18 protein-coding genes and 1 tRNA gene are annotated in these 22,856 nt (G+C 72.9%); 10 read left to right on the top strand and 9 right to left on the bottom strand.

The genetic code is table 11. The features are described from left to right. Positions 1-5 precede the first annotated feature (5 nt). Entirely contained in the window at positions 6-2,363 is a 2,358-nt protein-coding gene (locus tag JEK78_RS02190) for a Tex family protein (protein ID WP_200262404.1), read from the top strand. A gap of 46 nt (positions 2,364-2,409) precedes the next feature. On the opposite strand, the gene JEK78_RS02195 is transcribed toward JEK78_RS02190, so the two are convergent. The 3 genes from JEK78_RS02195 to JEK78_RS02205 are packed head-to-tail and all read right to left on the bottom strand — an operon-like array spanning position 2,410 to position 6,990. Beyond that, positions 2,410-4,587: a 3-hydroxyacyl-CoA dehydrogenase NAD-binding domain-containing protein gene (locus tag JEK78_RS02195; protein ID WP_200262405.1), complete on the bottom strand. Its 2,178-nt coding sequence runs from the start codon at positions 4,585-4,587 to the stop codon at positions 2,410-2,412. A 34-nt stretch (positions 4,588-4,621) separates the two neighbouring features. Continuing rightward, positions 4,622-5,836: an acetyl-CoA C-acetyltransferase gene (locus JEK78_RS02200; RefSeq protein WP_200262406.1), complete on the bottom strand. Its 1,215-nt coding sequence runs from the start codon at positions 5,834-5,836 to the stop codon at positions 4,622-4,624. Next, the gene (locus tag JEK78_RS02205; protein WP_200262407.1) at positions 5,833-6,990 is read right to left on the bottom strand and encodes a CaiB/BaiF CoA-transferase family protein; all 1,158 of its coding nucleotides are present in this window, start codon (positions 6,988-6,990) and stop codon (positions 5,833-5,835) included. Before JEK78_RS02205 ends, JEK78_RS02200 begins: the two co-directional genes overlap by 4 nt. 304 nt (positions 6,991-7,294) lie before the next feature. Between JEK78_RS02205 and JEK78_RS02210 the strand changes: the two genes are divergently transcribed. The 3 genes from JEK78_RS02210 to JEK78_RS02220 all read left to right on the top strand — a co-directional run bounded on the left by JEK78_RS02210 (position 7,295) and on the right by JEK78_RS02220 (position 10,491). Beyond that, a complete protein-coding gene (locus JEK78_RS02210) occupies positions 7,295-8,473 on the top strand; it encodes a saccharopine dehydrogenase NADP-binding domain-containing protein (protein WP_200262408.1) in 1,179 nt (392 codons plus the stop codon). A gap of 238 nt (positions 8,474-8,711) precedes the next feature. Then, complete coding sequence (locus JEK78_RS02215; RefSeq protein WP_200262409.1) at positions 8,712-9,128, top strand: SsgA family sporulation/cell division regulator; 417 nt, start codon at positions 8,712-8,714, stop codon at positions 9,126-9,128. A gap of 391 nt (positions 9,129-9,519) precedes the next feature. Continuing rightward, a complete protein-coding gene (locus JEK78_RS02220; protein WP_200262410.1) occupies positions 9,520-10,491 on the top strand; it encodes an acyl-ACP desaturase in 972 nt (323 codons plus the stop codon). A 102-nt stretch (positions 10,492-10,593) separates the two neighbouring features. On the opposite strand, the gene JEK78_RS02225 is transcribed toward JEK78_RS02220, so the two are convergent. Both JEK78_RS02225 and ligD read right to left on the bottom strand, forming a co-directional pair. Next, on the bottom strand, positions 10,594-10,848 hold the full coding sequence (locus JEK78_RS02225) for a WhiB family transcriptional regulator (RefSeq protein WP_200262411.1): 255 nt from the start codon (positions 10,846-10,848) through the stop codon (positions 10,594-10,596). 218 nt (positions 10,849-11,066) lie between these two features. Further along, entirely contained in the window at positions 11,067-12,134 is a 1,068-nt protein-coding gene (gene ligD, locus JEK78_RS02230; protein ID WP_200262412.1) for a non-homologous end-joining DNA ligase, read from the bottom strand. Positions 12,135-12,209: 75 nt separating this feature from the next. Here ligD and JEK78_RS02235 point away from each other — a divergent pair, with 75 nt between their 5' ends. Beyond that, positions 12,210-13,268 (top strand): ATP-dependent DNA ligase, encoded by a 1,059-nt coding sequence (locus JEK78_RS02235; RefSeq protein ID WP_200262413.1) that lies wholly within the window; start codon positions 12,210-12,212, stop codon positions 13,266-13,268. Positions 13,269-13,350: 82 nt separating this feature from the next. Here JEK78_RS02235 and JEK78_RS02240 read toward each other — a convergent pair whose 3' ends face one another. After that, complete coding sequence (locus JEK78_RS02240) at positions 13,351-16,059, bottom strand: AAA family ATPase (protein ID WP_200262414.1); 2,709 nt, start codon at positions 16,057-16,059, stop codon at positions 13,351-13,353. A 404-nt stretch (positions 16,060-16,463) separates the two neighbouring features. On the opposite strand from JEK78_RS02240, the gene JEK78_RS02245 reads away from it, so the two are divergent. Beyond that, complete coding sequence (locus JEK78_RS02245) at positions 16,464-17,414, top strand: beta-ketoacyl-ACP synthase III (RefSeq protein WP_200262415.1); 951 nt, start codon at positions 16,464-16,466, stop codon at positions 17,412-17,414. 355 nt (positions 17,415-17,769) lie between these two features. Continuing rightward, positions 17,770-17,857, top strand: a tRNA-Leu gene (locus JEK78_RS02250). A gap of 92 nt (positions 17,858-17,949) precedes the next feature. Here the strand turns inward: JEK78_RS02250 and JEK78_RS02255 are convergent. Further along, the gene (locus JEK78_RS02255; RefSeq protein WP_200262416.1) at positions 17,950-18,291 is read right to left on the bottom strand and encodes a hypothetical protein; all 342 of its coding nucleotides are present in this window, start codon (positions 18,289-18,291) and stop codon (positions 17,950-17,952) included. Between the two features lie 262 nt (positions 18,292-18,553). On the opposite strand from JEK78_RS02255, the gene JEK78_RS02260 reads away from it, so the two are divergent. Both JEK78_RS02260 and JEK78_RS02265 read left to right on the top strand, forming a co-directional pair. After that, positions 18,554-19,756 carry a cytochrome P450 gene (locus tag JEK78_RS02260; protein ID WP_200262417.1) on the top strand — a complete coding sequence of 401 codons (1,203 nt, stop codon included), beginning with the start codon at positions 18,554-18,556 and terminating at the stop codon, positions 19,754-19,756. Between the two features lie 38 nt (positions 19,757-19,794). Next, a complete protein-coding gene (locus JEK78_RS02265; RefSeq protein WP_200262418.1) occupies positions 19,795-19,992 on the top strand; it encodes a ferredoxin in 198 nt (65 codons plus the stop codon). Positions 19,993-20,171: 179 nt separating this feature from the next. Here the strand turns inward: JEK78_RS02265 and JEK78_RS02270 are convergent, their stop codons facing one another. Together JEK78_RS02270 and JEK78_RS02275 are read right to left on the bottom strand one after the other, a co-directional pair. Then, positions 20,172-20,705, bottom strand: coding sequence for a very short patch repair endonuclease (locus JEK78_RS02270; RefSeq protein WP_200262419.1), 534 nt, complete (start codon positions 20,703-20,705; stop codon positions 20,172-20,174). 156 nt (positions 20,706-20,861) lie between these two features. Next, entirely contained in the window at positions 20,862-21,617 is a 756-nt protein-coding gene (locus tag JEK78_RS02275) for a CDP-alcohol phosphatidyltransferase family protein (RefSeq protein WP_200262420.1), read from the bottom strand. A gap of 108 nt (positions 21,618-21,725) precedes the next feature. Between JEK78_RS02275 and JEK78_RS02280 the strand changes: the two genes are divergently transcribed. Next, positions 21,726-22,697, top strand: coding sequence for a zinc-binding alcohol dehydrogenase (locus tag JEK78_RS02280; RefSeq protein WP_200262421.1), 972 nt, complete (start codon positions 21,726-21,728; stop codon positions 22,695-22,697). The last annotated feature ends 159 nt before the right edge of the window (positions 22,698-22,856 follow it).

Raw genomic sequence — 22,856 nt, forward strand, 5'->3', positions numbered from 1 at the left:
ACCTCATGGAGAAGGCGGTAAGGGACGTGTCCACACCGGGGTCCGGCGGGACCATCGCACCAGGGTCGATCGAGGGCAGGATCGCCGAGGAACTCGGCGTGCGGGAGCGGCAGGTGAGGGCCGCGGTGGAGCTGCTGGACGGCGGGGCCACCGTGCCCTTCGTCGCCCGCTACCGCAAGGAGGCGACCGAGTCCCTCGACGACGCCCGGTTGCGCGCCCTGGAGGAGAGACTGCGCTATCTGCGCGAGTTGGAGGACCGGCGCACGGCGATCCTGGAGTCGGTGCGCGAGCAGGGCAAACTCACCGACGAGCTGGCCGGGCGAATTCGGGGGGCGCTGACCAAGGCCCGCTTGGAGGACGTCTACCTCCCATACAAGACCAAGCGGCGGACCAAGGCGCAGATCGCCCGTGAGGCGGGCCTGGCACCGCTGGCGGAGGGGCTTCTGGCCGACCCGGGCACCGACCCGCTCACGGCCGCCGCGGCCTTCGTCGACGCCGAGGCGGGCGTGGACACGGCCCAGGTCGCGCTGGACGGTGCGCGGGCCGTTCTCGCCGAACGGTTCTCCGAGGACGCCGACCTCATCGGCGAGCTGCGCGAGCGCATGTGGGAGCGGGGCAGGCTCCTGGCCAAGGTGAAAGCAGGGAAGGAGGAGTCCGGCGCCAAGTTCGCCGACTACTTCGACTTCGCGCAGTCGTTCGGCACACTGCCGTCCCATCGCGTCCTGGCGATGCTCCGCGGCGAGAAGGAGGACGTCCTCGACCTGACGCTGGAGCCGGAGGAACCCGCCGAAGGCCCGTCGTCCTACGAGCGGATCGTGGCCCGGCGGTACGGCGTGGCGGACCGCGGCCGGCCCGCGGACCCGTGGTTGGCGGACACGGTGCGCTGGGCCTGGCGCACCCGCGTCCTCGTCCGTCTCGGCGTCGACCTCAGACTGCGACTGCGCACGGCCGCCGAGGACGAGGCGGTGAACGTCTTCGCGGCCAACCTGCGCGACCTGCTGCTGGCGGCTCCCGCGGGCGCCCGCGCCACCCTGGGCCTGGACCCGGGGTTCCGTACGGGCGTGAAGGTGGCCGTGGTGGACGCCACCGGGAAGGTCGTCGCCACGAAGGTGATCCACCCGCACGTCCCCGCCAACCGGTGGTCCGAGGCGATCTCCACGCTGGCCGGGCTGGCGAGAGAGCACGCGGTCGAACTCGTGGCGATCGGCAACGGGACGGCGTCCCGGGAGACCGACCGGCTCGCGGCAGACCTCCTTTCCCGGCACCCCGAGCTGGGACTGACCAAGGTCATGGTGTCCGAGGCCGGCGCGTCGGTGTACTCCGCCTCGGCCTTCGCCTCCCGCGAGTTGCCGGACCTGGACGTCTCGTTGCGGGGTGCGGTGTCCATCGCGCGGAGGCTTCAGGACCCGCTGGCGGAGCTGGTCAAGATCGACCCGCGCTCCATCGGCGTCGGCCAGTACCAGCACGACCTGTCGGAGACCAAGCTGTCGCGCTCGCTGGACGCCGTGGTGGAGGACTGTGTGAACGGGGTCGGGGTGGACGTCAACACGGCGTCGGCACCGTTGCTCTCCCGGGTGTCGGGCGTCAGCCCCTCCCTCGCCGAGAACATCGTCGCGCATCGCGACGCCAACGGGCCCTTCCGGTCGCGGGCCGCGCTGAAGGGGGTGTCGCGCCTGGGGCCGAAGGCCTACGAGCAGTCGGCGGGCTTCCTGCGGGTCCGCGACGGAGAGGATCCCCTGGACTCCTCCAGCGTCCACCCGGAGGCCTACCCGGTGGTGCGCCGGATGGCGCGGGCCGTCGGAGGGGACGTGGGGAGGCTGATCGGCAGCGCGGAAACCCTGCGGTCGCTCCGGCCGGCCGACTTCGTGGACGCGGACTTCGGCCTCCCCACAGTCACCGACATCCTCGGTGAGCTGGAGAAGCCCGGACGGGACCCGCGACCCGCCTTCCGGACGGCGGGCTTCAAGGAAGGGGTCGAGAAGCTCTCGGACCTGAGCCCCGGCATGGTCCTGGAGGGTGTGGTGACCAACGTCGCCGCCTTCGGCGCCTTCGTGGACGTGGGGGTGCACCAGGACGGCCTGGTGCACGTCTCCGCCATGTCGAGGACGTTCGTCAAGGATCCGCGCGACATCGTGAAGTCCGGGGACATCGTGCGGGTCAAGGTCCTGGATGTCGACATCCCCAGGAAGCGCGTCTCGCTCACCCTCCGCCTGGACGACGAGGCCGCGGCGCGACGGGAGCCGTCGGAGGAGCGCGGGGCGGGCGCCCCCCGGCAGCGGCGGGACCGTCCGGCCGGAAAGCGGCGCGGGCCGGCGGCGGACGGCGCCATGGCGGAGGCGCTGCGCCGCGCCGGGCTGGCCTGACGGGCCCACCCCCGGACCAGGGGGTGGGCCCGATCGGTCCCACCCCTCAGTCGGTGAACCCCTCGCCCCGCTCGGCCTTCTCCACCAGCAGCGCCGGCGGGGCGAAGCGGTCGCCGTACCGCTCGGCGAGTTCCCGGGCCCGGGCGACGAAGCCGGCCGGACCACCGTCGTAGCCGTTGACGTACTGGAGCACGCCGCCGGTCCAGCCGGGGAAGCCGATGCCGAGGATCGACCCGATGTTGGCGTCGGCCACCGAGGTCAGAACGCCCTCCTCCAGGAGGCGGACGGTGTCCAGGGCCTCGGTGAACAGCATCCGCTCACGCATGTCGCGGAAGGGGATGCGGCGGCCGGGGACGGTGAAGTGCTCCCGCAGCCCGGGCCAGAGCCGGGTGCGCGCGCCGTCCTCCGCGTCGTATTCGTAGAAGCCGCCGCCCCCGGCCCGGCCGGTCCGACCGAACTCGTCGACCATCCGGTCGATGACGGACTCCGCGGGGTGCGGGGTCCAGGTGCCCCCCGCCTCCTCGACGGCCCTCCGGGACTCCGCCCGGATCTTGCGGGGAAGCGTGAGGGTCAGCTCGTCCATCAGCGCGAGGACCTTCGCCGGGTATCCGGCCTGGGCCGCGGCCTGCTCCACGGAGGCGGGCTCCAGCCCCTCTCCGATCATGGCCACGCCCTCGTTGATGAAGTGGCCGATGACCCGCGAGGTGAAGAAGCCGCGCGAGTCGTTGACGACGATGGGCGTCTTGTCGATCTGCCGGACCAGGTCGAAGGCGCGGGCCAGGGCCTCGTCACCGGTGCGTTCACCCTTGATGATCTCGACCAAGGGCATCTTGTCCGCGGGGGAGAAGAAGTGCAGCCCGATGAAGTCCGCCTGGCGTTCGACCCCTTCGGCCAAGGCGGTGATGGGCAGCGTCGAGGTGTTGGAGCAGAGCAGGGCGTCGGGGGCCGACACCTCCTGGATCTCCTGGAACACCTTGTGCTTGAGCGCGGCGTCCTCGAACACCGCCTCGATCACGGCGTCGCAGCCCGCGAGGTCGGCGATCTCTGCGGTGGGGGTGATCCGGTCGAGCAGCGCGTCGGCCTTCTCCCGGGTCGTCCGGCCGCGGGCGACGGCGGCCTCGCACCTCTTCTCGGCGTACGCCTTGCCCTTCGCGGCGGCCTCCGGAGCGACGTCCTTCAGCACCACCTCGATACCGGCGCGGGCGCACGCGTAGGCGATGCCGGCACCCATCATCCCGGCACCGAGCACGGCCACCCGCCGAACGGCCCGGGGCTCGACGCCCGCCGGCCGGTTGGCGCCGGCGTTGACCGCCTGAAGGTCGAAGAAGAACGCCTGGGTCATGTTCTTCGCGGTCTGGCCCGTCGCCAGCTCGACGAAGTACCGGCTCTCGATGGCCTGCGCGGTCTCGAAGTCGACCTGGGAGCCCTCCACGGCGGACGCCAGGATGGCGCGCGGCGCCGGGTAGGGGGCGCCGTTGGTCTGCTTGCGGAGGTTGGCGGGGAAGGCCGGCAGGTTGACGGCGAACTTCGGCTGGGCGGGGGTACCGCCCGGGACGCGGTACCCGGGACGGTCCCAGGGCTGGGCCGCCTCGGGGTGGGCGTCGATGAAGGCACGGGCCCTGGCCAGCATCTCCTCCTCGCTGTCCACGACCTCGTCGACCAGGCCGTTGTCCAGGGCGCGGCGCGGAGTGTGACGGGTGCCCTGCAACAACACCTTCAACAGCGCGTCGGCGATGCCGAGCAGCCGCACGGTACGCACGACCCCGCCGCCGCCGGGCAACAGGCCGAGGGTCACCTCGGGGAGGCCGATGCGGGATCCGGGCGCGTCCAGGGCGACGCGGTGGTGACAGGCGAGGGCGATCTCGTAGCCGCCGCCGAGCGCGGCGCCGTTCAGGGCGGCGACGACGGGCCTGCCCAGCGTCTCGATGCGCCGCAGGTTCCGCTTGACGGCCATGCCCCCGTCGAAGACCTCCTGCCCGTGCTCCGGTGTGACGCGGATCAGGTCGCGGAGGTCGCCGCCGGCGAAGAAGGTCTTCTTGGCGGAGGTGACGATGACCCCGCGAACGGAGTCCCGCTCGGCCTCCAGGCGGTCGGCGACCGCCGCGAGCGAGTCGCGGAACGCGCGGTTCATGGTGTTGGCGGACTGGTCGGGGTCGTCCAGGACGAGGGTGACGACACCGGTGTCGTCCCGCTCCCAGCGGATGGTGGTGGATTCGGTGCTCATGCGGGTGTGCTCCAGGTGATCCGTCGGGAGGGGGTCAGAGGCGTTCGACGATGGTGGCGATGCCCATGCCGCCGCCCACGCACAGGGTGGCGAGTCCGTAGCGCTCTCCGCGCCGCTCCAGCTCGTCGACGAGCGTGCCGAGGATCATCGCGCCGGTCGCGCCAAGGGGGTGGCCCAGCGCGATGGCGCCGCCGTTGACGTTGACCTTGTCCAGGCTCAGCCCCATGTCCCTCACGAAGCGCAGGACGACCGCGGCGAACGCCTCGTTGATCTCGACGAGGTCGATGTCGTCGATGGTGAGACCGGCCTTGGCGAGCGCCTTGCGGGTGGCGGGGGCGGGCCCGGTGAGCATGATGGTCGGCTCGGACCCGGACACCGCGGCCGAGACGATCCGGGCGCGCGCGGTCAGGCCATTGCGCTCGCCGGCCTCCTGGGAGCCGATGGCCACCAAGGCGGCGCCGTCCACGATCCCGGAGGAGTTGCCCGCGTGATGGACGTGGTCGATCCGCTCCACCCAGTGGTACTTCTGGAGCGCGACGGCGTCGAAGCCGCCCAGTTCCCCGATGTCGGCGAAGGACGGCTTCAGCTTCGCCAGGGAGTCCGCCGTGGTGCCGGGACGCGGGTGCTCGTCGTGGTCGAGTACGGTCAGGCCGGCGCGATCGCGGACGGGGACCACGGACCGGTCGAAGCGGCCCTCCTTCCACGCGGTGGCCGCGCGCTCCTGGGACAGGGCCGCGTACTCGTCGACCTCGCGGCGCCCGAAGCCCTCGACGGTGGCGATCAGGTCGGCGCCGATGCCCTGGGGCACGAAGTCGGTCGCCAGGTTGGTCATGGGGTCGTTGAACCACGCGCCGCCGTCGGAGGCCATCGGTACCCGGGACATGGACTCCACACCGCCGGCCAGGACCAGGTCCTCCCAGCCGGAACGGACCTTCGCGGCGGCCATGTTGACCGCCTCCAGGCCGGAGGCGCAGAAGCGGTTCTCCTGAACCCCGGCCACCGTGTCCGGCAGCCCGGCGGCCACGGCCGCGATCCGGGCGATGTCGGAACCCTGGTCGCCCACGGGTCCGACGACGCCGAGCACGATGTCGTCGATGGTGCCCGGGTCGAGTCCGGGGAACCGGGAGCGAAGCTCGTGAAGGAGCCCGACGACGAGGTCGACGGGCTTGGTGCCGTGCAGGGCACCGTCGGCCTTGCCGCGTCCTCGGGGGGTGCGGATCGCGTCGTACACGTACGCTTCGGTGGTCACTGGGGGGCCTTTCGGTGAGGGTGGGAGGCTCGGGCGGCGAGCCCGGGCACGGCCCAGTCGCGCGCCACGGCCTCGGCGTCGGCGCCGGGACGGGCGGGGGCGGAGCGGATGGTCGTGGGCGTCCGGGAGAAGCGCGGCGCCGGCGCGGGCTGGGTGAGCCCGTCGTGGTCCCGGAAGGTGCCGCGAGCGGACAGATGGGGGTGAGACGGGGCCTCGCGGAGCGACAGCACCGGCGCCACGCACGCGTCGGAGCCCTCGAAGACGTCCGTCCACTCCGCCCGGGTCCGGGCCCTGAACCGGCGGGCGACCGCCTCCCGCAACTCGGTCCAGCGAGCGGTGTCGCCGTGGGCCGCGGCCAGGTCCTCGATCCCCAGGAGGGCGGCGAACTCGTCGTGGAAGCGGCGCTCCAGGGCGCCGACCGCCATGTGACCGCCGTCGGCGGTCTCGTAGACGCCGTAGAAGGGGCAGCCGCCGTCGAGGAGGTTGGCACCCCGCCTGTCCTGCCAGCCACCCGCGGCGAGCATGCCGTGGATCATCGTCGAGAGGTGGGCGGCGCCGTCGACGATGGCGGCGTCGACGACCTGCCCGGTCCCGTCCGCGCGCGCGTGGTGCAGCGCGGCGAGGACACCGACGACCAGGTAGAGCGAACCGCCGGCGTAGTCGCCGAGGAGGTTGGCGGGCACGGCGGGCGGCCCCCCGGGAGCGCCGATCATGCCCAGGGTTCCGGTGACGGCGATGTAGGCGATGTCGTGACCCGCGCGGGGCGCGAGAGGGCCTTCCTGGCCCCAGCCGGTCATCCGGCCGTAGACGAGCGAGGGGTTGCGGGAGAGACACGACTCGGGTCCCACACCGAGCCGCTCGGCGACGCCCGGCCGCCAGCCCTCGATCAGGACGTCCGCGCGGTCGACGAGTTCCAGGACGAGATCGGCCCCGCCGGGTTCCTTGAGGTCGACGACCACCGAGCGCTTGTTGCGGTTGGTGGTGTCGAACGCCGGGTCGAGGGCGAGATCGGTCCCTCCCGGGCGGTCGACCCGCACCACGTCGGCGCCGAGATCGCCCAGGAGCATCGCGGCGAAGGGCCCCGGGCCGATGCCCGCCAGTTCGACGACGCGCACGCCGGCGAGCGGGCCGTGCGGTGACGGTGCCGTGGCCATCCAGCCCCCAGGGGTGTGACGCGACCGGTCGAACACCGGCGATGCTAGGAACGGCTCGGGGCGGGCACAAGAGTCCGCCCCGGATCGACGAGCAAGCGCTCAGTCAATTGTGCCGCGTCGACGGTCGGATCGCGCGGCCGCCCCCTCGCGCGTGGCGCGCGACGCGCCCCGGAGCGAGCCCGCCGTTCACCTTCCGGTCATTCCGGCGCACACCGCGCGACCTCACGGGACCGCGGACGCCGCTCCCTCCCGCCGCGCTAGCCTCGGCGACCGACAACGGCGCGCCAACAGACCGGAGACTGTCATGAGCAAGCCCAACAAGGAGGGACGTCGCCACGACGTCGTCCTCTTCGGAGCGACGGGGTTCGTCGGCGAGTTGACCGCCCGCTACCTGGCCGCCCACGCCCCGGAGGGGCTGCGCTGGGCCGTCGCCGGACGCGACGAGGACCGGCTCCGCGCGCTCCTGGAAGAGATCGCTCCGAAGGGCGGCGTGGACGTGGTCCGCGCCGACGCCACCGACCCGGCGTCACTGCGGGACCTGGCCGAGGGCGCGCGAGTCGTCGCCTCCACGGTCGGCCCCTACGTGCGCTATGGCGAGGGCCTCGTGGCCGCCTGCGCGGAGGCCGGGACGGACTACCTCGACCTGACCGGTGAACCGGAGTTCGTGGATCTGACGTACGTCCGTCACGACGCCCGCGCGCGGGAGACCGGGGCACGGCTCGTGCACGCCTGCGGCTTCGACTCCGTCCCGCACGACCTGGGCGCCTACTTCACCGTCCGCCATCTCCCCGAGGGGGTGCCGCTCGCCGTGGACGGCTTCGTCTCCGCCGACGCGATGTTCTCCGGCGGCACCCTGGCCTCCGCCCTGGGCCAGTTCGCGCGCCGGCGGGAGATCGCCGCCGCCGCGCGGGAGCGGCGGCGGCACGAGCCCCGGCCGACGGACCGCCGCGCGACGACGCCGACGGGCGCGCCGCGCTTCGCCGGGGAGATCGGCGCGTGGGCGTTGCCGCTGCCGACGATCGACGCGCAGATCGTGCGACGATCGGCGAAGGCACTGGACCACTACGGCCCGGACTTCCGCTATCGACACTACGCCGCCGTGCGCCGGCTGCCGGTCGCCGTGGGCGGCGTGCTCGGTCTGAGCACCGTCGTGGCGGCGGCCCAGGTGCCCCGGGCGCGGCGGTTCCTGTCGAACCGTCTGAGGCCGGGCGATGGCCCGAGTCCCGAGAAGCGGGCGAGGAGCTGGTTCTCGGTCAAGTTCGTCGGCGAGGGCGGCGGCCGGCGGGTCTTCACCGAGGTCTCCGGAGGCGACCCGGGGTACGACGAGACGGCGAAGATCCTCGCCGAGTCGGCCCTGTCCCTGGCCCTGGACGACCTGCCCCCGGTGTCCGGACAGGTCACGACCGCGATGGCGATGGGCGAGACGTTGATCGAAAGGCTCCGGGCCGCCGGCTTGCGGTTCCGCCTGGTCGCCGAACGCTGAGGCCCCGAACCCGGTCGACCCGGGTCGACCGGGTTCCGGCCCTTCGTCCGGCGGACCGGCGCCCTCGGTGGGGAGTCGCGGCGACACGGACGTGGTCGCACGCGACCCCGGCAGCCTCGTGACACACTGCGAATGTGACCGAGGTCACAGCCGAGCGTGCGCACGGATCACCTCGTTCCGTCGTCTTCCCCGGTGCCCCGACGTCACCGCCGTCCAGCCGCTACCAGGGAGCAAGGCGTTGCCCACCGTCATCGAGCAGCCCGTCGAAGCACGACTCGTCGCCGCCGCGCCGCGCATGCCGAACATCCCGGCGACACTGCGCTACGACCGCGACGACCCGTTCGCGGTGCGCATGACCTTCCCGGCGCCCGCCACCCTGGAGGGCGTCGAGGTGTGCTGGACTTTCTCCCGAGACCTGCTCGTCGCGGGCCTGCGGGCACCCGAGGGCCACGGGGACGTCCGGGTCCGCCCGTACGGATACGACCGGACGGTCCTGGAGTTCCACGCGACCGAGGGAACCGCGGTGGTCCACGTCCGCTCCGGAGACCTGCGCCGGTTCCTGCACGCGACGGCCGGCCTGGTACCCGACGGCATGGAGCGACTGCACGACGTCCTCGACCGGGAACTGGCCGAACTGACCCGGGGAACCCGCTGACGACCCGATCGACGCCGCCCAGCGCGCGGCGGTGACGTGTGGGCGGACCACCGCCTGACCCGACGATGGCGGCGCTTTGATCGCCACCGGCCGAAGAGGACGGCCGCGCGCCGGAGACCCACGGGCCCCTCGCCGCCCGGAGGACCGCCCAAGCCCTCACCCCGGGCCGGGCCGCCGCGCCCACCGCCACCATCGACGGCCCGAAACACGCCCACCCCCCGGACCTGCCAGGTTCGGGGGGTTCGGCGTATCGGGCGGCGGCCGGGAAGGGTTCCTTACCTCACGCTTAACCTACGGGCTCGTAACCTACGCAGACGTAGCCTACGATCCCGTAAGTTCCGTGCGGATCGCGCGCCGCCCGTTCCGTCGCTCGTCCCCTTCTGGAGTTCCCGTGACGATCACCTCGCCGCACCTCGGCAGCCCCGCCGTCTGGACCGACGCCCGGCTGCTGCACGCCCTGGAGGAGGTGGTCGAGAGCGAGCTCAACCGCCATCTGAAGGTGGCGAAGGACTGGATGCCGCACCAGTACGTGCCCTGGAGCGAGGGCCGCAACTTCCCCGGCCAGTTCGAGGACGGGGAACCCTGGGCCAAGGAGCAGTCGAAGGTCACCGAACTCGGCCGGATCGCGCTGGTGGTCAACCTCCTCACCGAGGACAACCTCCCCAGCTATCACCACGAGATCGCCACCCTCTTCGGACGGGACGGCGCGTGGGGCACGTGGGTGCACCGGTGGACCGCGGAGGAGGCGCGGCACGGGATCGTCATGCGGGACTACCTGCTCGCCTCCCGCGCGGTCGACCCCGACCGGCTGGAGCGGTTCCGGATGGCCCACATGAGCGAGGGCTTCGAGTCGGACAACGGGCACTCGATGCTCCACTCGGTGGCGTACGTGGCCTTCCAGGAGTTGGCCACCCGGATCTCGCACCGCAACACGGGCCACCACTCGGGCGACCCGGTGTGCGATCGGATGCTGGCCCGGATCGCCACCGACGAGAACCTGCACATGATCTTCTACCGCAATCTGCTCAAGGCCGCCTTCGAGATCGCCCCCGACCCGACGATGCGGGCCGTGCGGGACGTCGTCGTGGGCTTCCGGATGCCCGGGCACGGGATCCCGGGCTTCGAGCGAGCCGCGGCGCAGATGGCGATCGGCGAGGTCTACAACCTGCGCATCCACCACGACGACGTACTGCAGCCGGTGTTGCGCTTCCTGAAGATCATGTCCATCGACGGCCTCGGAGCCGAGGGTCGCGAGGCCCAGGACGAGCTCGGGCGCTTCCTCGGCGGCCTCGACACGGAGGCGGCCCGCTTCGACGAGCGACTGGCCGCTCGCAAGGCGCGCGTGGCCTCCCGCAAGGGCTGAGCGCGGCCGGAGCCCCTTGCCCCCGCCCGGCCGGGAGCCGCGGCTCTCGGCGGGAGAGCGAGGAAGGTGACCCGGCTCGCGGCCGCCCTGGACTTCGAGCGCTCAGGCGGCCCGCGCCGATTCGCGCCTGATCGCCAGGCGCTCGGTCTCCGACAGGCCGCCCCACACCCCGAAGCGCTCGTCGCGTTCGAGCGCGTATTCGAGGCAGGTGGACCTGATCGGACACAGCCCGCAGATCCGCTTCGCCTCTCGCACGGAGCTGCCCGGCTCGGGGAAGAAGAAGTCCGCGCCGGTCTGCGCGCACAGCGCCGCGTCCTGCCAGGCCGGAACGGGTTGGGTGTCGGTGTCGATCTGCATGACGGAGATCCTGCCCAAGCGGTCGAAACGTTCGCTCAACGTCTCGTCAACACGGGGAGGGGCGGTGCCGACGCGGCCCTCGACACCGGAGTCTGACCCCACGGTGCCGGGGAACGACGACGGCGCGCCGCGCGCCACCCGAGACGCCCTCCGCTCCGGTCCCGATCAACGCTCCCGTGGGGGCGACGGGGGTCCGAGGACCCGCGCGGCGGCCGTGCTCACGAGGGACGGTCTCGCCCGGCGGAACGAGTGTCGGCCGCGCGGCCCCTCCCACCCTCGCGATCCCGCGCCTTGCTGGGGCGAACCCGCCGGGGCTCGCCCGGCATCTTGGGATGCTCGGGAGGGTAGGGGAGGTCGCCGAGCCCGTGGTCGTGTTCGTCACGGCGAGCCGACTCCAGCAGCGCGTCGAGGGAGTAGGCGTGGTCGTCGATGTCCGCGTGCACGTCCCCCAGCGCCGCGAAGCGCGCGGCCATCGTCGTGAGGTCGAAGTCCTCGGGAGCGGCGGCCTCGATCTCCTCCCATCGCAGGGGCGCGGAGACCGGTGCGTGAGGTCGGGGACGCACCGAGTAGGCGGAGGCGATGGTCCGGTCCCGGGCGGTCTGGTTGTAGTCCAGGAAGACCCGACGTCCCCGCTCCTCCTTCCACCACCGTGTGGTGACCCGCGTCGGCATCCGCCGCTCCAACTCCCGCCCCACGGCGATGGCCGCCCGTCTGACCTGGGTGAACGTCCAGCGCGGCTCGATGGGAACGAAGACGTGCAGACCCCTGCCGCCGGAGGTCTTGGGCCAACCCCGCAACCCGCCGAACTCCTCCAGCAACGCGCGCAGTTCCACCGCGGCGCGGACGGCGTCCCGATAGTCCGTCCCGGGTTGTGGGTCGAGGTCGAGCCGGAGTTGGTCCGGACGGTCGACATCGCCGCGACGCACCGGCCACGGGTGGAAGGTCAGCGTCCCGTACTGGACGGCCCACAAGACGGCCGCCGGTTCGGTGGGGCACATCTCGTCGGCGCCGCGACCGCTGGGGAAGGCGATGTGCGCGGTCGGAATCCAGTCGGGCATCCCCTTGGGTGCCCTCTTCTGGTAGAACCACTCCCCCGTGACGCCGTCGGGGTGACGCTCCAGGGTGGTGGGGCGCTCCCGCAGGGCACGGAGCACGCCCGGGGCGACCGCCTGGTAGTAGCGGGCAACGTCGAGCTTGGTGTACCCGCGCTCGGGGAAGAAGACCTTCCCGGGACTGGACAGGCGTACGGTCCGGCCGCCGACCTCCAGTTCCACCGACTCGCCCATGGCGGCAACGCTAGACCTGGGGGCCGACCGCCGCATATCGGGTGAGAAGCGGGGTTCGCGGACACAATCGGCTCCATGGACCTTCCCGTGATGCCCCCGGTCAAGCCGATGCTCGCCAGAGCGGTGTCCGAGATCCCGCCCGGCATGCAGTACGAGGCGAAGTGGGACGGGTTTCGCGTGATCGTCTTCCGCGACGGCACCGAGGTCGAACTGGCCAGCCGCACCGGCAAGTCGTTGACCCGGTATTTCCCGGAAGTGGTGACCGCGGTGCGCGAGAGGTTGCCCCGGCGCGCGGTGGTGGACGGTGAGATCGTGATCGCCCGGGAGGGCGGGCTCGACTTCGACGCGCTGACGGAGCGGATCCACCCCGCGGACTCACGAGTGCGCGCGCTGGCGGAGCGCGATCCGGCCTCGCTGGTGGTGTTCGACATCCTGGCCCTGGCCGACGACGCTCTGGGGGGCCTCCCGTTGTCCGAGCGACGGGCGTCGCTCGCCCGGGTTCTGCGGGGGGTGGCACCACCCGTGCACCTGGCGCCCGCCACGACGGACGTCGAGGTGGCCCGGCGCTGGTTCGAGCGGTACGAGGGGGCGGGTCTGGACGGTGTCGTGGCCAAACCCCGGGACCTTCGCTACCGCCAGGGCGTGCGGGCGATGTTCAAGGTGAAGCACGAGCGCACGGCGGACGTGGTCGTGGCGGGCTACCGCTTCCACAAGAGCGGACCCGTGGTCGGCTCGCTCCTGCTCGGCCTGTACGACGAGCGCGGCGACCTGTGGCACGTCGGGGTCAGCGCGGCCTTCCCGATGCGCCGACGCGCCGAACTCGTGGCGGAGCTGGAACCATGGCGCATGCGGGACGCGGCCGGTCACCCATGGACCGAGGGGGCGACGTCGGGCGTCACGCGACTGCCCGGGACGCCGAGCCGCTGGTCGGGCAAGAAGGACCTGTCCTGGGTGCCGCTGCGCCCCGAACGGGTGTGCGAGGTGGCGTACGACCATCTGGAGAAGGGAGCGCGCTTCCGCCACACGACCCGGTTCCGCCGCTGGCGCCCGGACCGGGAGGCGAGCGGCTGCACCTACTCCCAACTGGAGGAACCGGCGCGATACGACCTGTCGGAGATCCTCGGCGGCGGGTGAGCCCGAGGGAGCCGGCCGCCAGGCGCACGAGCGCCCGAGGCGCGGACCCGGTCGCATCCGACCGCGTCGGACCACCGGTCCCTCAGTTCCCGTCGCCGACGCCCCGGACCGGCAGGCCCCCCGACGCGAGCGCCTCCCGCGCCCGGGCCGCCAGTCCCTCCGCCCCGCACCAGGTGGCCAGCTCCAGACCCCGCTCCAGCGCGTCCGCGGAACGGGCGATGATCCCGTACTCCACGCGGGCGGCGGCGCACTCGTACCGGCACGGCGAGGTCTCCAAGTAGGAGAGCGCCTGGGCTGCCAGACGGACCGCCCGCCGACCGGTCTCCAGAGCCGCGGCGCAGCGCAGGGCCTCCCCGATCGCGGTGTCCGTCCCGAACCGCTCGGCGCGTCGGCGCGCCTCCGCGGCGAGTCGGGCCGCCCGGTCGGGGTCGGCACCGGCCAGGGCGCGGGCCAGTTCCACCGCCCAGGGGGCCATGACCGGATTGTGGTGCCCTCGGGCCGCGGCGGCCTTGGAGGCGGCCTCCAGCTCGTTGAGCCCGTCGTCGGAGCGTCCCACCGCGAGCAGCAGCGCGCCCCGGACCGTGCGGGGATCGGGGAGGACGATGGTGGACGGGTAGGGCGGAGCGAAGCCGTACTGCTCGGCGGTGGTGCGGGCCTCCTCGACCCGCCCTCGGGCCATCAGGGTGTCGATCAGGTTGCAGGTCGCCGACCAGTACAGGGGCAGGCCGCGGCCGACGCGTTCGGCCAGGCGCAGCGACTCGCGGAGCGCCGACTCCGCCTCCCGCAACCGCCCTCTTCTGCGGTGGGCGAGGCCCACGTAGGCGTGGGCGAGAGCGAGGTGGCCTCCGCTCCAGCCTGCCGCCTCGTACGAGCGCAGGGCGTCGGTGAAGAGTTCCTCGGCCCGATCCAACCGGTCGCTGTAGAGGTAGGCGCTCGCCAACATCATCAGCAGTTCCAGACCCCAGTCGGGATCGGTCCAGCCGAGGCCGGGCGCGAGCCGCCCGTCGACGAGGGCCCGATCGCAGGTCTCGACGACCTCCTCGGCGTTCTCCCCGTGGGTCATGGCGTCGAAGGCGCGAAGAATGAGCAGCGCGCGTTCGGCGTTGTCCCGGCCGGCGCGTCGGACGGCCAGCTCCTTGAGTCGCTCGGAGCGGCCGGGGGTGGCCGTCTCCCCGGCGTGGACGCCCTCCCACATGTATCGGACGGCCTGGAGGCGCAGCCTGGCCGGTCCCTCGGGGGTGCGGGAGGCCTCGGTCTCGACGGTGCGCACCGCCTCCTCCAACTGGTCGTTGTGGAGGAGGGCCTGGGACAGCCGGAAGACGGCGTCGGCCCGCAGTTCGCCGTCCAGTCCCGGCATGCCGAGCGCGGCTCGCAGATGGTCGATGGTCCGGGCCGGGGCGGTGAGCAGGCTCGCGCGGCCCAGCTCGTACAGGACCCTGGCGTGGTCCTCGGGCCGAGGCGGCTCCTCCAGCGCGCGTTCCAGGCAGCGGCGGGCGGCTTCGGGTGCGCCGACCCCCAGGTGTTCCCGGGCGGCCTCGCGCAGGCGTGCGACGACTTCCTGGTCGTCGTCCGGGTGGACCAGGAGGAGGTGGCGGGAGGCCGCGGCGGCGCCGAACCCGGAGTCCGCGACGACCTGCGCGGCGATGCCGTGCATGGCCCGGCGCAGGGCGTCCGGAGCCGAGTGGTAGACGCCGTTGGCGATCAACGGGTGCACGAACTCCAGCTCGCCGTCCGGGGACAGGAGCGAGTCGGCGGGGTCGGGACGGGTGAGGATGCGGTCGGCGCACAGGGACTCGGCGCACCGCCGTGCGTCGAGCGGGTCGAGGGTGGCCAGCCGACCCGCCATGCCGACGGTGATCCCGGTGCCCAGAACGGAGGCGGCCCAGGCGAACCTCGTGGCGTCGGGGCCGAGCCGCTCCAGCCGAGCCACGAGCCCACCGCCGCGTGCCGCGTCGTTCAGCTCGCGCAACCGACCGGCGCGGGCCTCGACAGGCTCCAGGGCGCTGTCCCGGACCTTGGCGAGCAGTTCGACGGTCTCGTACGGGTTCCCACCGGTGACCCGCCACACCTCGCGACAGAAGGCCGTGTCGGCGTCGGGGCCGAGCGTGGCACGGGTGAGGCCGGCCGCCGCCTCCTCGGTCAGCGCGCTGAGGGCCGCCGCACGGTGGTGGGCCGCCGCGGCGACCGCGTCCAGGAACCGGGCCCGGTCGCCGGCGGCCCCGGACGGCCTGCCGGCAATGACCACCAGTACGGGCAGCTCGTCCAAGAGTTCGACGAACGCCGCCAGCCAGCGCAACGTCTCCGGGTCCGCCCAGTGCACGTCGTCGAGGAGCAGCACCAGGGGCCACTCCCGGCGGGCGAGTCTGCGCACCACGGCGACCAGTCCGTCGCACACACCCTGCGGGTCCGCGTGTCGGACGCCGGGCGCCGCGATGCCGAGCGCCGGTCCGGCGATGTCGTACCAGTCGCCCAGATACTCCCGGGCCTCCTCGGGAAGCATGGGTACGAGCGCCGGCTGGAGCAACTGCCGCACCACGTTGTACGGGACCGACGCCAGGGTCTCGCCGCCCCGGGCCGACCAGACGGTGCAGCCGCGTGCCTCGGCTGTCCGGCGGGTCTCGGCGAGCAGCGCGGTCTTGCCCAGCCCGGCCTCGCCACTGAACACCAGCAGGCCGCCGGACGAACCGCGGTCGGCGCGCAGGGCGTCCACGGCACGGGTCACCACACCGACCTCGGCCTCCCGCTCCCACAGGGAAGCCGTGGCGTCGGCCGGGGGCCGTACCTCCGTCATCCCGTCCCTCCCCAAATCACCCAAGGACTGACGGATTCGAGCGTAGACCCGCGGACGCTCCCGCGGTGGTGGTCCGGGCCGGGTCTTGCCGTCGGCGGCGACATCGGGTATCACCGCCTCGACCTCGGGCCGGGAACGACGCGAACCGTCGAAGACCGACCGCGCGGGGGGCCGGGCGGCCCGGCGAGAAGGCCCCGCGAGAGGGAAAGCGCCCGGCGGGGCCTCGCCGGGAGGCGAACGGGGCGGAGGGACGGGAGGGATGGAGGCGGCGGGCGTTCCCCTCCGCCTGACCGAAGCCGACAAGTCGAGCCACCGATTCCTGTCGGTTCGCCTGCCCGAGTACCCGCGGGTCACTGTCCAGACTGGTGGTTCTCGTATCCGAGGCACCCAGGGGGATGTCGTCCATGCTCGGTTCACGCGTCACGGCCGTCGGCCACTACCAGCCCGCCCGTGTCCTCACCAACGAGGATCTGGCCGGGATGGTCGACACGAGTGACGAATGGATCAGAACCCGTGTGGGCATCCGCACCCGCCGGATCGCCGGTCCGGACGAGCCCGTGGACGAGCTGGCCGCGCAGGCGGCGGCGAAGGCCCTCGCCGGTGCGGGGCTGGCCCCGGCGGACATCGACTACGTGCTGGTAGCCACCTCCACGGCGGTGGACCGCTCGCCGAACACCGCCGCGCGCGTCGCCGCCCGGCTGGGCATCCCACAGCCGGCCGCGCTCGATCTGAACGTCGTGTGCGCGGGCTTCACCCACGCGCTCGCCACCGCCGACCAGGCCGTCCGAGCCGGCGCGGCCCGCCGGGCACTGGTCGTCGGAGCGGACAAGATGTCGGAGGTGACGGACTGGACCGACCGCACCACGTGCGTGCTCGTCGGCGACGGGGCGGGAGCCGTGGTGGTGGAACCCTCCGACGCGTCCGCCGAGGGCCCCGGCATCGGACCGGTTCTGTGGGGCTCGGTTCCCGAGATGGGCCACGCCGTGCGCATCGAGGGCACGCCGCCGCGCTTCGCGCAGGAAGGCCAGAGCGTCTACCGGTGGGCGACGACCCGACTGCCCGCCATCGCGCGGCGCGCCTGCGAACAGGCCGGTCTCCACCCCCGGGACCTCGCCGCCGTGGTCCTGCACCAGGCGAACCTGCGCATCGTGGAGCCTCTGGCGGAGAAGATCGGCGCCGTCGACGCCCTGGTGGCCCGGGACGTCATGGAGTCCGGCAACACCTCCGCGGCCAGCATCCCGCTCGCCTTCGCCAAGATGGTGGAGCGGGGCGAGATCTCCACCGGGGACCCCGTCCTGCTCTTCGGATTCGGCGGGAACCTCTCCTACGCCGGTCAGGTCGTCCGCTGCCCCTGACGGTGTTCGGTGCCGCCACACCGCCGAGGTCGCCCGGGCCGAGGCCCCCGCCTCACACCAGGCCCTCGCTCGCCGCGCCCGAGGGGAGCCGTCCCACCCGGACCCGGCAGCGCCGCGCCGCCCGTCGGGCCAGACCATCGAGACGGAGTTTCCGAGGCACACGCTCCCGGGCGCACCGCGGGTCACCCTCCGACTGTCCGGGCATCACGGTACGTGAGAGCGTCTCGGCACTCGACCGAGCGGCTCACCAGGCTTCGTCCGGGTGCGGAAAGCGCAGGTGAAGGGCGCTGCGAAAGCTTGATATGGTGGACGTCGTCGCCGCGCGAATGGCTCTCGCTCGGGCGACGGACACCTTGTCCGGGTGGCGGAATGGCAGACGCGCTAGCTTGAGGTGCTAGTGCCCTTCAATGGGCGTGGGGGTTCAAGTCCCCCCTCGGACACCAGCCGGCAAAGACCCCAGTTCGTCTGGGGTCTTTCTGTTTCTCCGGCTGCGGCGTGACCGACCACGTGACCAACAACCGAGCGAACTTCCTGGTCAGACCAGGGATGACAGGCCGAGACGGCCGGCGCTCGAGGGGACCGGCTTCTTCGCTCCCTCGGCACGGCGCCTGCCCATACCGCGCCATGGTGAGCCCGGCGAGTGGTGCCGGGCGTCGGCCGAGACCTCTCCCGGGATCTCCTGGTTGCCGCGATCATTGGTGATCTTCGACTCTCGCCGGTCGTGCGGCCGGAAGCTCTCCGTCGGGGTGCGGGCGGTCGCGCGCCGTCCGCAGGCGGGCCGGCACCTTCTCGGGGTCCCGAGGACGCCGAGTGCCGTCGTGTTGTGGGCAGGGGTGCGGGCGACCAGCGTCTCGCCGAGGGCGCGGGGCGCGCCCATCGCCTGACTCGATGCCCAGCATGAGGAGAACGCGTTTGATCGGCGCCCCGGGCATCCCACAGGATCGGTCCGAGTCCACCGCGCGGCCCCGGGGGTTGGCGTCACCGGTCGCCGCCTAAGGGGGCGCGGGCACGCCGTGGGCGAGCCGTCGGCGTGCCCTCCCTCGGTGCGGCGAGGCGGCCGGGCGGTGGCCCTCCGCCGGTGCCGGGCGGAGCGGCGAGCGCTCGTTCGACACCGCGCGTACCCCTCGAAGGAGGCTGCCTTGACCGAGACCACGTACGACGACCTTCCACCGCAGGGCCACGAGGGCGCGGACCCGCTCGACCTCCCCGCGCTCCTCGACCAGTGGCGCGAGGAGCAGCCGATCCGCCGCATCTCCGTGGTGGGGGGCGGCAGCGCCTGGCTTGTCACCCGCTATCAGGACATCCGGGACGGCCTCGGCGACCAGCGGTTGAGCGCCGACCGCAACAGACCGGGCTTTCCTCATCTGCGGATCGACGAACCACCCATGCCGAACGGGACCTTCAACCACTACGACGAGCCGGACCACAACCGGGTCCGCAGGATGCTGGCGAAGGCGTTCACTCCCAGGAGCGTCGAGGCGCTGGAGCCGGCCATCGGGAGGATCGTCGACGAATTGCTGGACTCCCTCGCCGAGCTGCCCCGTCCGGTGGGATTCCACGAGCACTTCGCGCTCGCCCTGCCGAGCCTGGTGATGTGCGAGGTCCTCGGTGTCCCGTACGCGGACCGGGAGGTGTTCCAGAAGAACACCCAGGACATCCTGGACATCGGCCGTTCGGGCGCCGACGTCACCCGGGCCTTCGAGGAGATGCTGTCCTGGCTGGAGGAGTTCCTGGAGGCCAAGGGGCGAGACCCTCAGGACGACCTCATGAGCGAGATCGCGGTGCGGCGGGTCGCCACGGGCGAGATCGCCAAGGACGAGGCGGTCGGCGCCATCTCGATGCTGCTCCTGGCCGGGCACGAGACCACGGCCAACATGCTCAGCCTGGGGGTACTGAGCCTGTTGCGCGCTCCCGACCAGCTGCGGCGCCTGCGTACCGACCCCGGCGTCGTGCCCGGCGCCGTCGAGGAGATCCTGCGCCACGTTCCTTTCCTTCAGACCGGTCTGCGCCGCATCGCCACGGAGGACGTGGAGATCGGAGGGGTGACCATACGACGTGGGGAGGGGGTCGTCCTGGCCATCCACGCCGGGAACAGGGACCCTCGGGTCTTCGACGACCCCGACCGGCTCGACCTGGGCCGTGAGATCCGCAACCACCTCGCCTTCTCTCACGGCATCCACCAGTGCATCGGCGCCACGCTCGCCCGCGCCGAGTTGCGGATAGCGCTGCCGGCCGTGTTCGCCCGCTTCCCCGGGCTGCGGATCGCCGTGCCGGACGCGGAGATTCCCTACCGCCCGAACACGCTGTTCCTCACGCTCGACGACCTCCCGGTCACCTGGTGACCGCGCGGGGAGCGGGAGACGGAGGCGAGGGAGGTCGCATGCGGATCCGGATCCACGAGGACAGGTGTATGGGGGTGGGCCGGTGCGTGGAGACGGCCCCGGAGGTCTTCGACCAGGACGCCGAGGATTCCCTGGTCGTGCTGGTGGATCCGACCCCGCCCGCGAGGCTGCGGGGGGCGGTGCTCGACGCCGCCCAGGCCTGCCCGGTCGCCGTGATCACGGTGCGCGAGGACTGACGGAGCCCCCGTCCCGGGTTTGCTCGAAGGCGGGCGGCGAAGTGGCCGGGGGCGGCTCCGTCGGGCCCGCCCCGGTCGGGCCGCGCCGGTGTGGCGGCCCGACCGGGGAAGGGTCCGAGCGGAGGACGCGTACCGGCCAGGAGGCTCGGTCGGGGGCCCACTCCACACGATCCGGGTCGTCAGGACCGCTCGGACGACACGTGCGCGGTCGCGGGGTGATCGCCTCGGGACGTCGGAGAGCCGGGGTCCCTCCCGCCGAGACCGGACGATCCGGTGCCGCGGCATGGCGCCTCGCGGCGTCGTCGGACGACCTCGATCACGCGGTCCGCCGCCGCCTCGGCGCGCTCGTGTTCCCACACCCGCAGAGGCAGCCAGCCCGCCGCCTCCAATCGGGCGTCGGTGTCGAGGTCTCGGGCCCGATTCTTCTGGATCTTCTCCTTCCAGAACGCGGCGTTGTTCTTCGGCCAGGTCGCGTGATCGGGGCACCCGTGCCAGAAGCAACCGTCGACGAAGACGGCCACCTTGGCGGGCCCGAAGACGATGTCGGCCTCCCGTCGGACCTCGCGTACCGGCCGTCGGTGCACCCGGTACCGGAGCCCGGCGGCGTGCAGCAGGTGCCGCAAGGCGATCTCCGTCCGCGTGTCGCGACTCTTCTGGCGACTCATGCGCGCCCGCGTGGCCGGGGAGGTCTCCAACCGCCTCGTGTCGTCCATGCCCCCATGCTGCCGTACCGGGAGCACCGGATGGCACGGACCGCCGGGAGCGTCGAGGGGACGCCGGGGCTCCGCCAGGCGGGGTGCCTCGGCGGGCGCGGTCCGCGTCGTCGAGGAGCGGTCGCCCCCGTGCCGCGTGGTGGGACCCACGCGGGGTCAGTGAGCGACCAGCTCACGGGTGTCGAGGGAGGGCACCGCGGTGCGGGAGGTCCGCCACAACCATCGCACGTCCCGTCCGAAGGACCAGAGCAGCGAGGCCAGCGCCGCCAGGACCACCCCCGTCTCGACCGGCGGCGGCAGGACCCGCGCACCCGCGACGAGCAGCAGGACCCCTTGGAGGGCGGCCACCGTCTTGCGGGCCGTGCTCGGCGGCAGCGGGGCGTTCAGCCACGGAAGGAAACGGGCCGAGGCGACGAAGACGTAGCGCATGGCGCCGATCAGCAGCACCCAGGGGCCCAACCGCGTCGCCACGTGGACGCTGAGCACCAGGATCAGGAAGGCGTCGACCTCCATGTCGAAGCGGGCCCCCAGCGGGGTGCAGGTGCCCGTGCGACGGGCCACCCTGCCGTCGACACAGTCCAGGAACAACGCCGGCGCGGTCAGCCCGACCAGCAGCGCCGCCGACGGAGCGTGCCAGAAGGAGTCGGCCACCATCGCCGTGACCGCGCCGACCAGGGCCGCCCGGCCCAGGGTGACGCGGTTGGCGGCGCCGAAGGCGAGCGGGCGGGCACGGCGCAGGGCCCGGGAGAGCGTCGCCCACACCGCCAGGGCGAAGCCGAGGCCGGTCAGCCACCCCACCGGGCCCATGCCCACGGCGGCGCTCAACGACCCCAGCAGGACCACCTGCGCCGCCGCACCCGCTGCGATCTCCCGCCGGACGGGACTCGCGTCGTACATGTCGTTCAGGGCCACCGAACACCCTCCGGCCGAGTGACAGAGTCGATCAAGGCCGCTACGTTGTCCGCGACCCGCGCACCCCTCGGTACGCGGCCGGCCTACCGATCGTTCAGGAGAAATCCGTTGAAGCGCACCGCTGCGGCCTTCTGGCTCGACTCGCCCGGGCGAGGGGTGATACGACACGTGGACCTGGCGGATCCGGGCCCCGGCGAGGTCGTCGTCCGCGCCCTGTACTCCGGCGTGAGCCGCGGCACCGAGACCCTCGTCTTCGACGGCCGGGTGCCGGAGAGTCAGCACGCGGCGATGCGGGCCCCCTTCCAGGTGGGAGACTTCCCCGCACCGGTGAAGTACGGCTACCTGAGCGTGGGCGTGGTGGAGGAGGGGCCCGAGGCGCTGACCGGCCGGACGGTGTTCTGCCTGCACCCCCATCAGACCCGCTACGTCGTCCCGGCGGCGGCGGTCGTGGAGGTGCCGGGCTCCGTGCCGGCCGGCCGCGCCGTCCTCGCCGGGACGGTGGAGACCGCCGTCAACGCCCTGTGGGACGCCGCACCGCTGCTCGGCGACCGCGTGGCCGTGGTCGGCGCGGGTATGGTCGGCTGCGCGGTGGCCGCGCTGCTGGCCCGCTTTCCCGGAGTCCGCGTGCAGTTGGTCGACGTCGACCCGAGCCGTGCCTCGGTGGCGGAGGCGCTCGGCGCGCGCTTCGCGACCCCGGAGAACGCTCTCGGCGGCCTCGATCTCGTCGTGCACGCCAGCGCCACCGAGCGGGGCCTTCGTCGATCGCTGGAACTGCTGCGCCCCGAAGGGACGGTGGTCGAGCTGAGCTGGTACGGCGACCACCCCGTCGCCCTGCCGCTCGGCGAGGCCTTCCACTCGCGCCGGTTGACCCTGCGTGGCAGCCAGGTCGGCACCGTGTCGCCCCGGGCCGCCGGCCGGGATCACGCGGACCGGATGGCCCTCGCCCTCGATCTGCTCGCCGACCCCACGCTCGATGCCCTGATCACCGGGGAGTCGTCGTTCACGGAGTTGCCGGAAATCATGCCGAGGCTCGCCTCCGGCGCGCTCCCGGCCCTGTGCCACCGCGTCCGGTACCCCTGAGGGGGCAGCGGGCAACGGCTCCCGACCCCGCCGACACGCGACCTCTGACCAGTCCGAACCTCTGAGGCCCGATGGCGAGGACGCTGAACGCGAGGCCGGGTGTCGTCGTACTAGACGACGTCCCGCGCACCGACCGGCGGGGGATCAGACGCGCCACAC

Source organism: Streptomyces sp. HSG2 (genome assembly GCF_016598575.1).
In the GTDB taxonomy this organism is placed as follows: Bacteria; Actinomycetota; Actinomycetes; order Streptomycetales; family Streptomycetaceae; genus Streptomyces.

Bases quoted from the DNA above. Each gene is read 5' to 3' on its own strand.
- JEK78_RS02255 (WP_200262416.1), bottom strand. From the start codon at position 18,291: ATGGGCGCGCCCCGCGCCCTCGGCGAGACGCTGGTCGCCCGCACCCCT.
- JEK78_RS02235 (WP_200262413.1), top strand. From the start codon at position 12,210: ATGGACCTTCCCGTGATGCCCCCGGTCAAGCCGATGCTCGCCAGAGCG.
- JEK78_RS02240 (WP_200262414.1), bottom strand. From the start codon at position 16,059: ATGACGGAGGTACGGCCCCCGGCCGACGCCACGGCTTCCCTGTGGGAG.
- JEK78_RS02195 (WP_200262405.1), bottom strand. From the start codon at position 4,587: ATGAGCACCGAATCCACCACCATCCGCTGGGAGCGGGACGACACCGGT.
- JEK78_RS02225 (WP_200262411.1), bottom strand. From the start codon at position 10,848: ATGCAGATCGACACCGACACCCAACCCGTTCCGGCCTGGCAGGACGCG.
- JEK78_RS02245 (WP_200262415.1), top strand. From the start codon at position 16,464: ATGCTCGGTTCACGCGTCACGGCCGTCGGCCACTACCAGCCCGCCCGT.
- ligD (WP_200262412.1), bottom strand. From the start codon at position 12,134: ATGGGCGAGTCGGTGGAACTGGAGGTCGGCGGCCGGACCGTACGCCTG.
- JEK78_RS02270 (WP_200262419.1), bottom strand. From the start codon at position 20,705: ATGGACGACACGAGGCGGTTGGAGACCTCCCCGGCCACGCGGGCGCGC.
- JEK78_RS02210 (WP_200262408.1), top strand. From the start codon at position 7,295: ATGAGCAAGCCCAACAAGGAGGGACGTCGCCACGACGTCGTCCTCTTC.
- JEK78_RS02265 (WP_200262418.1), top strand. From the start codon at position 19,795: ATGCGGATCCGGATCCACGAGGACAGGTGTATGGGGGTGGGCCGGTGC.
- JEK78_RS02205 (WP_200262407.1), bottom strand. From the start codon at position 6,990: ATGGCCACGGCACCGTCACCGCACGGCCCGCTCGCCGGCGTGCGCGTC.
- JEK78_RS02190 (WP_200262404.1), top strand. From the start codon at position 6: ATGGAGAAGGCGGTAAGGGACGTGTCCACACCGGGGTCCGGCGGGACC.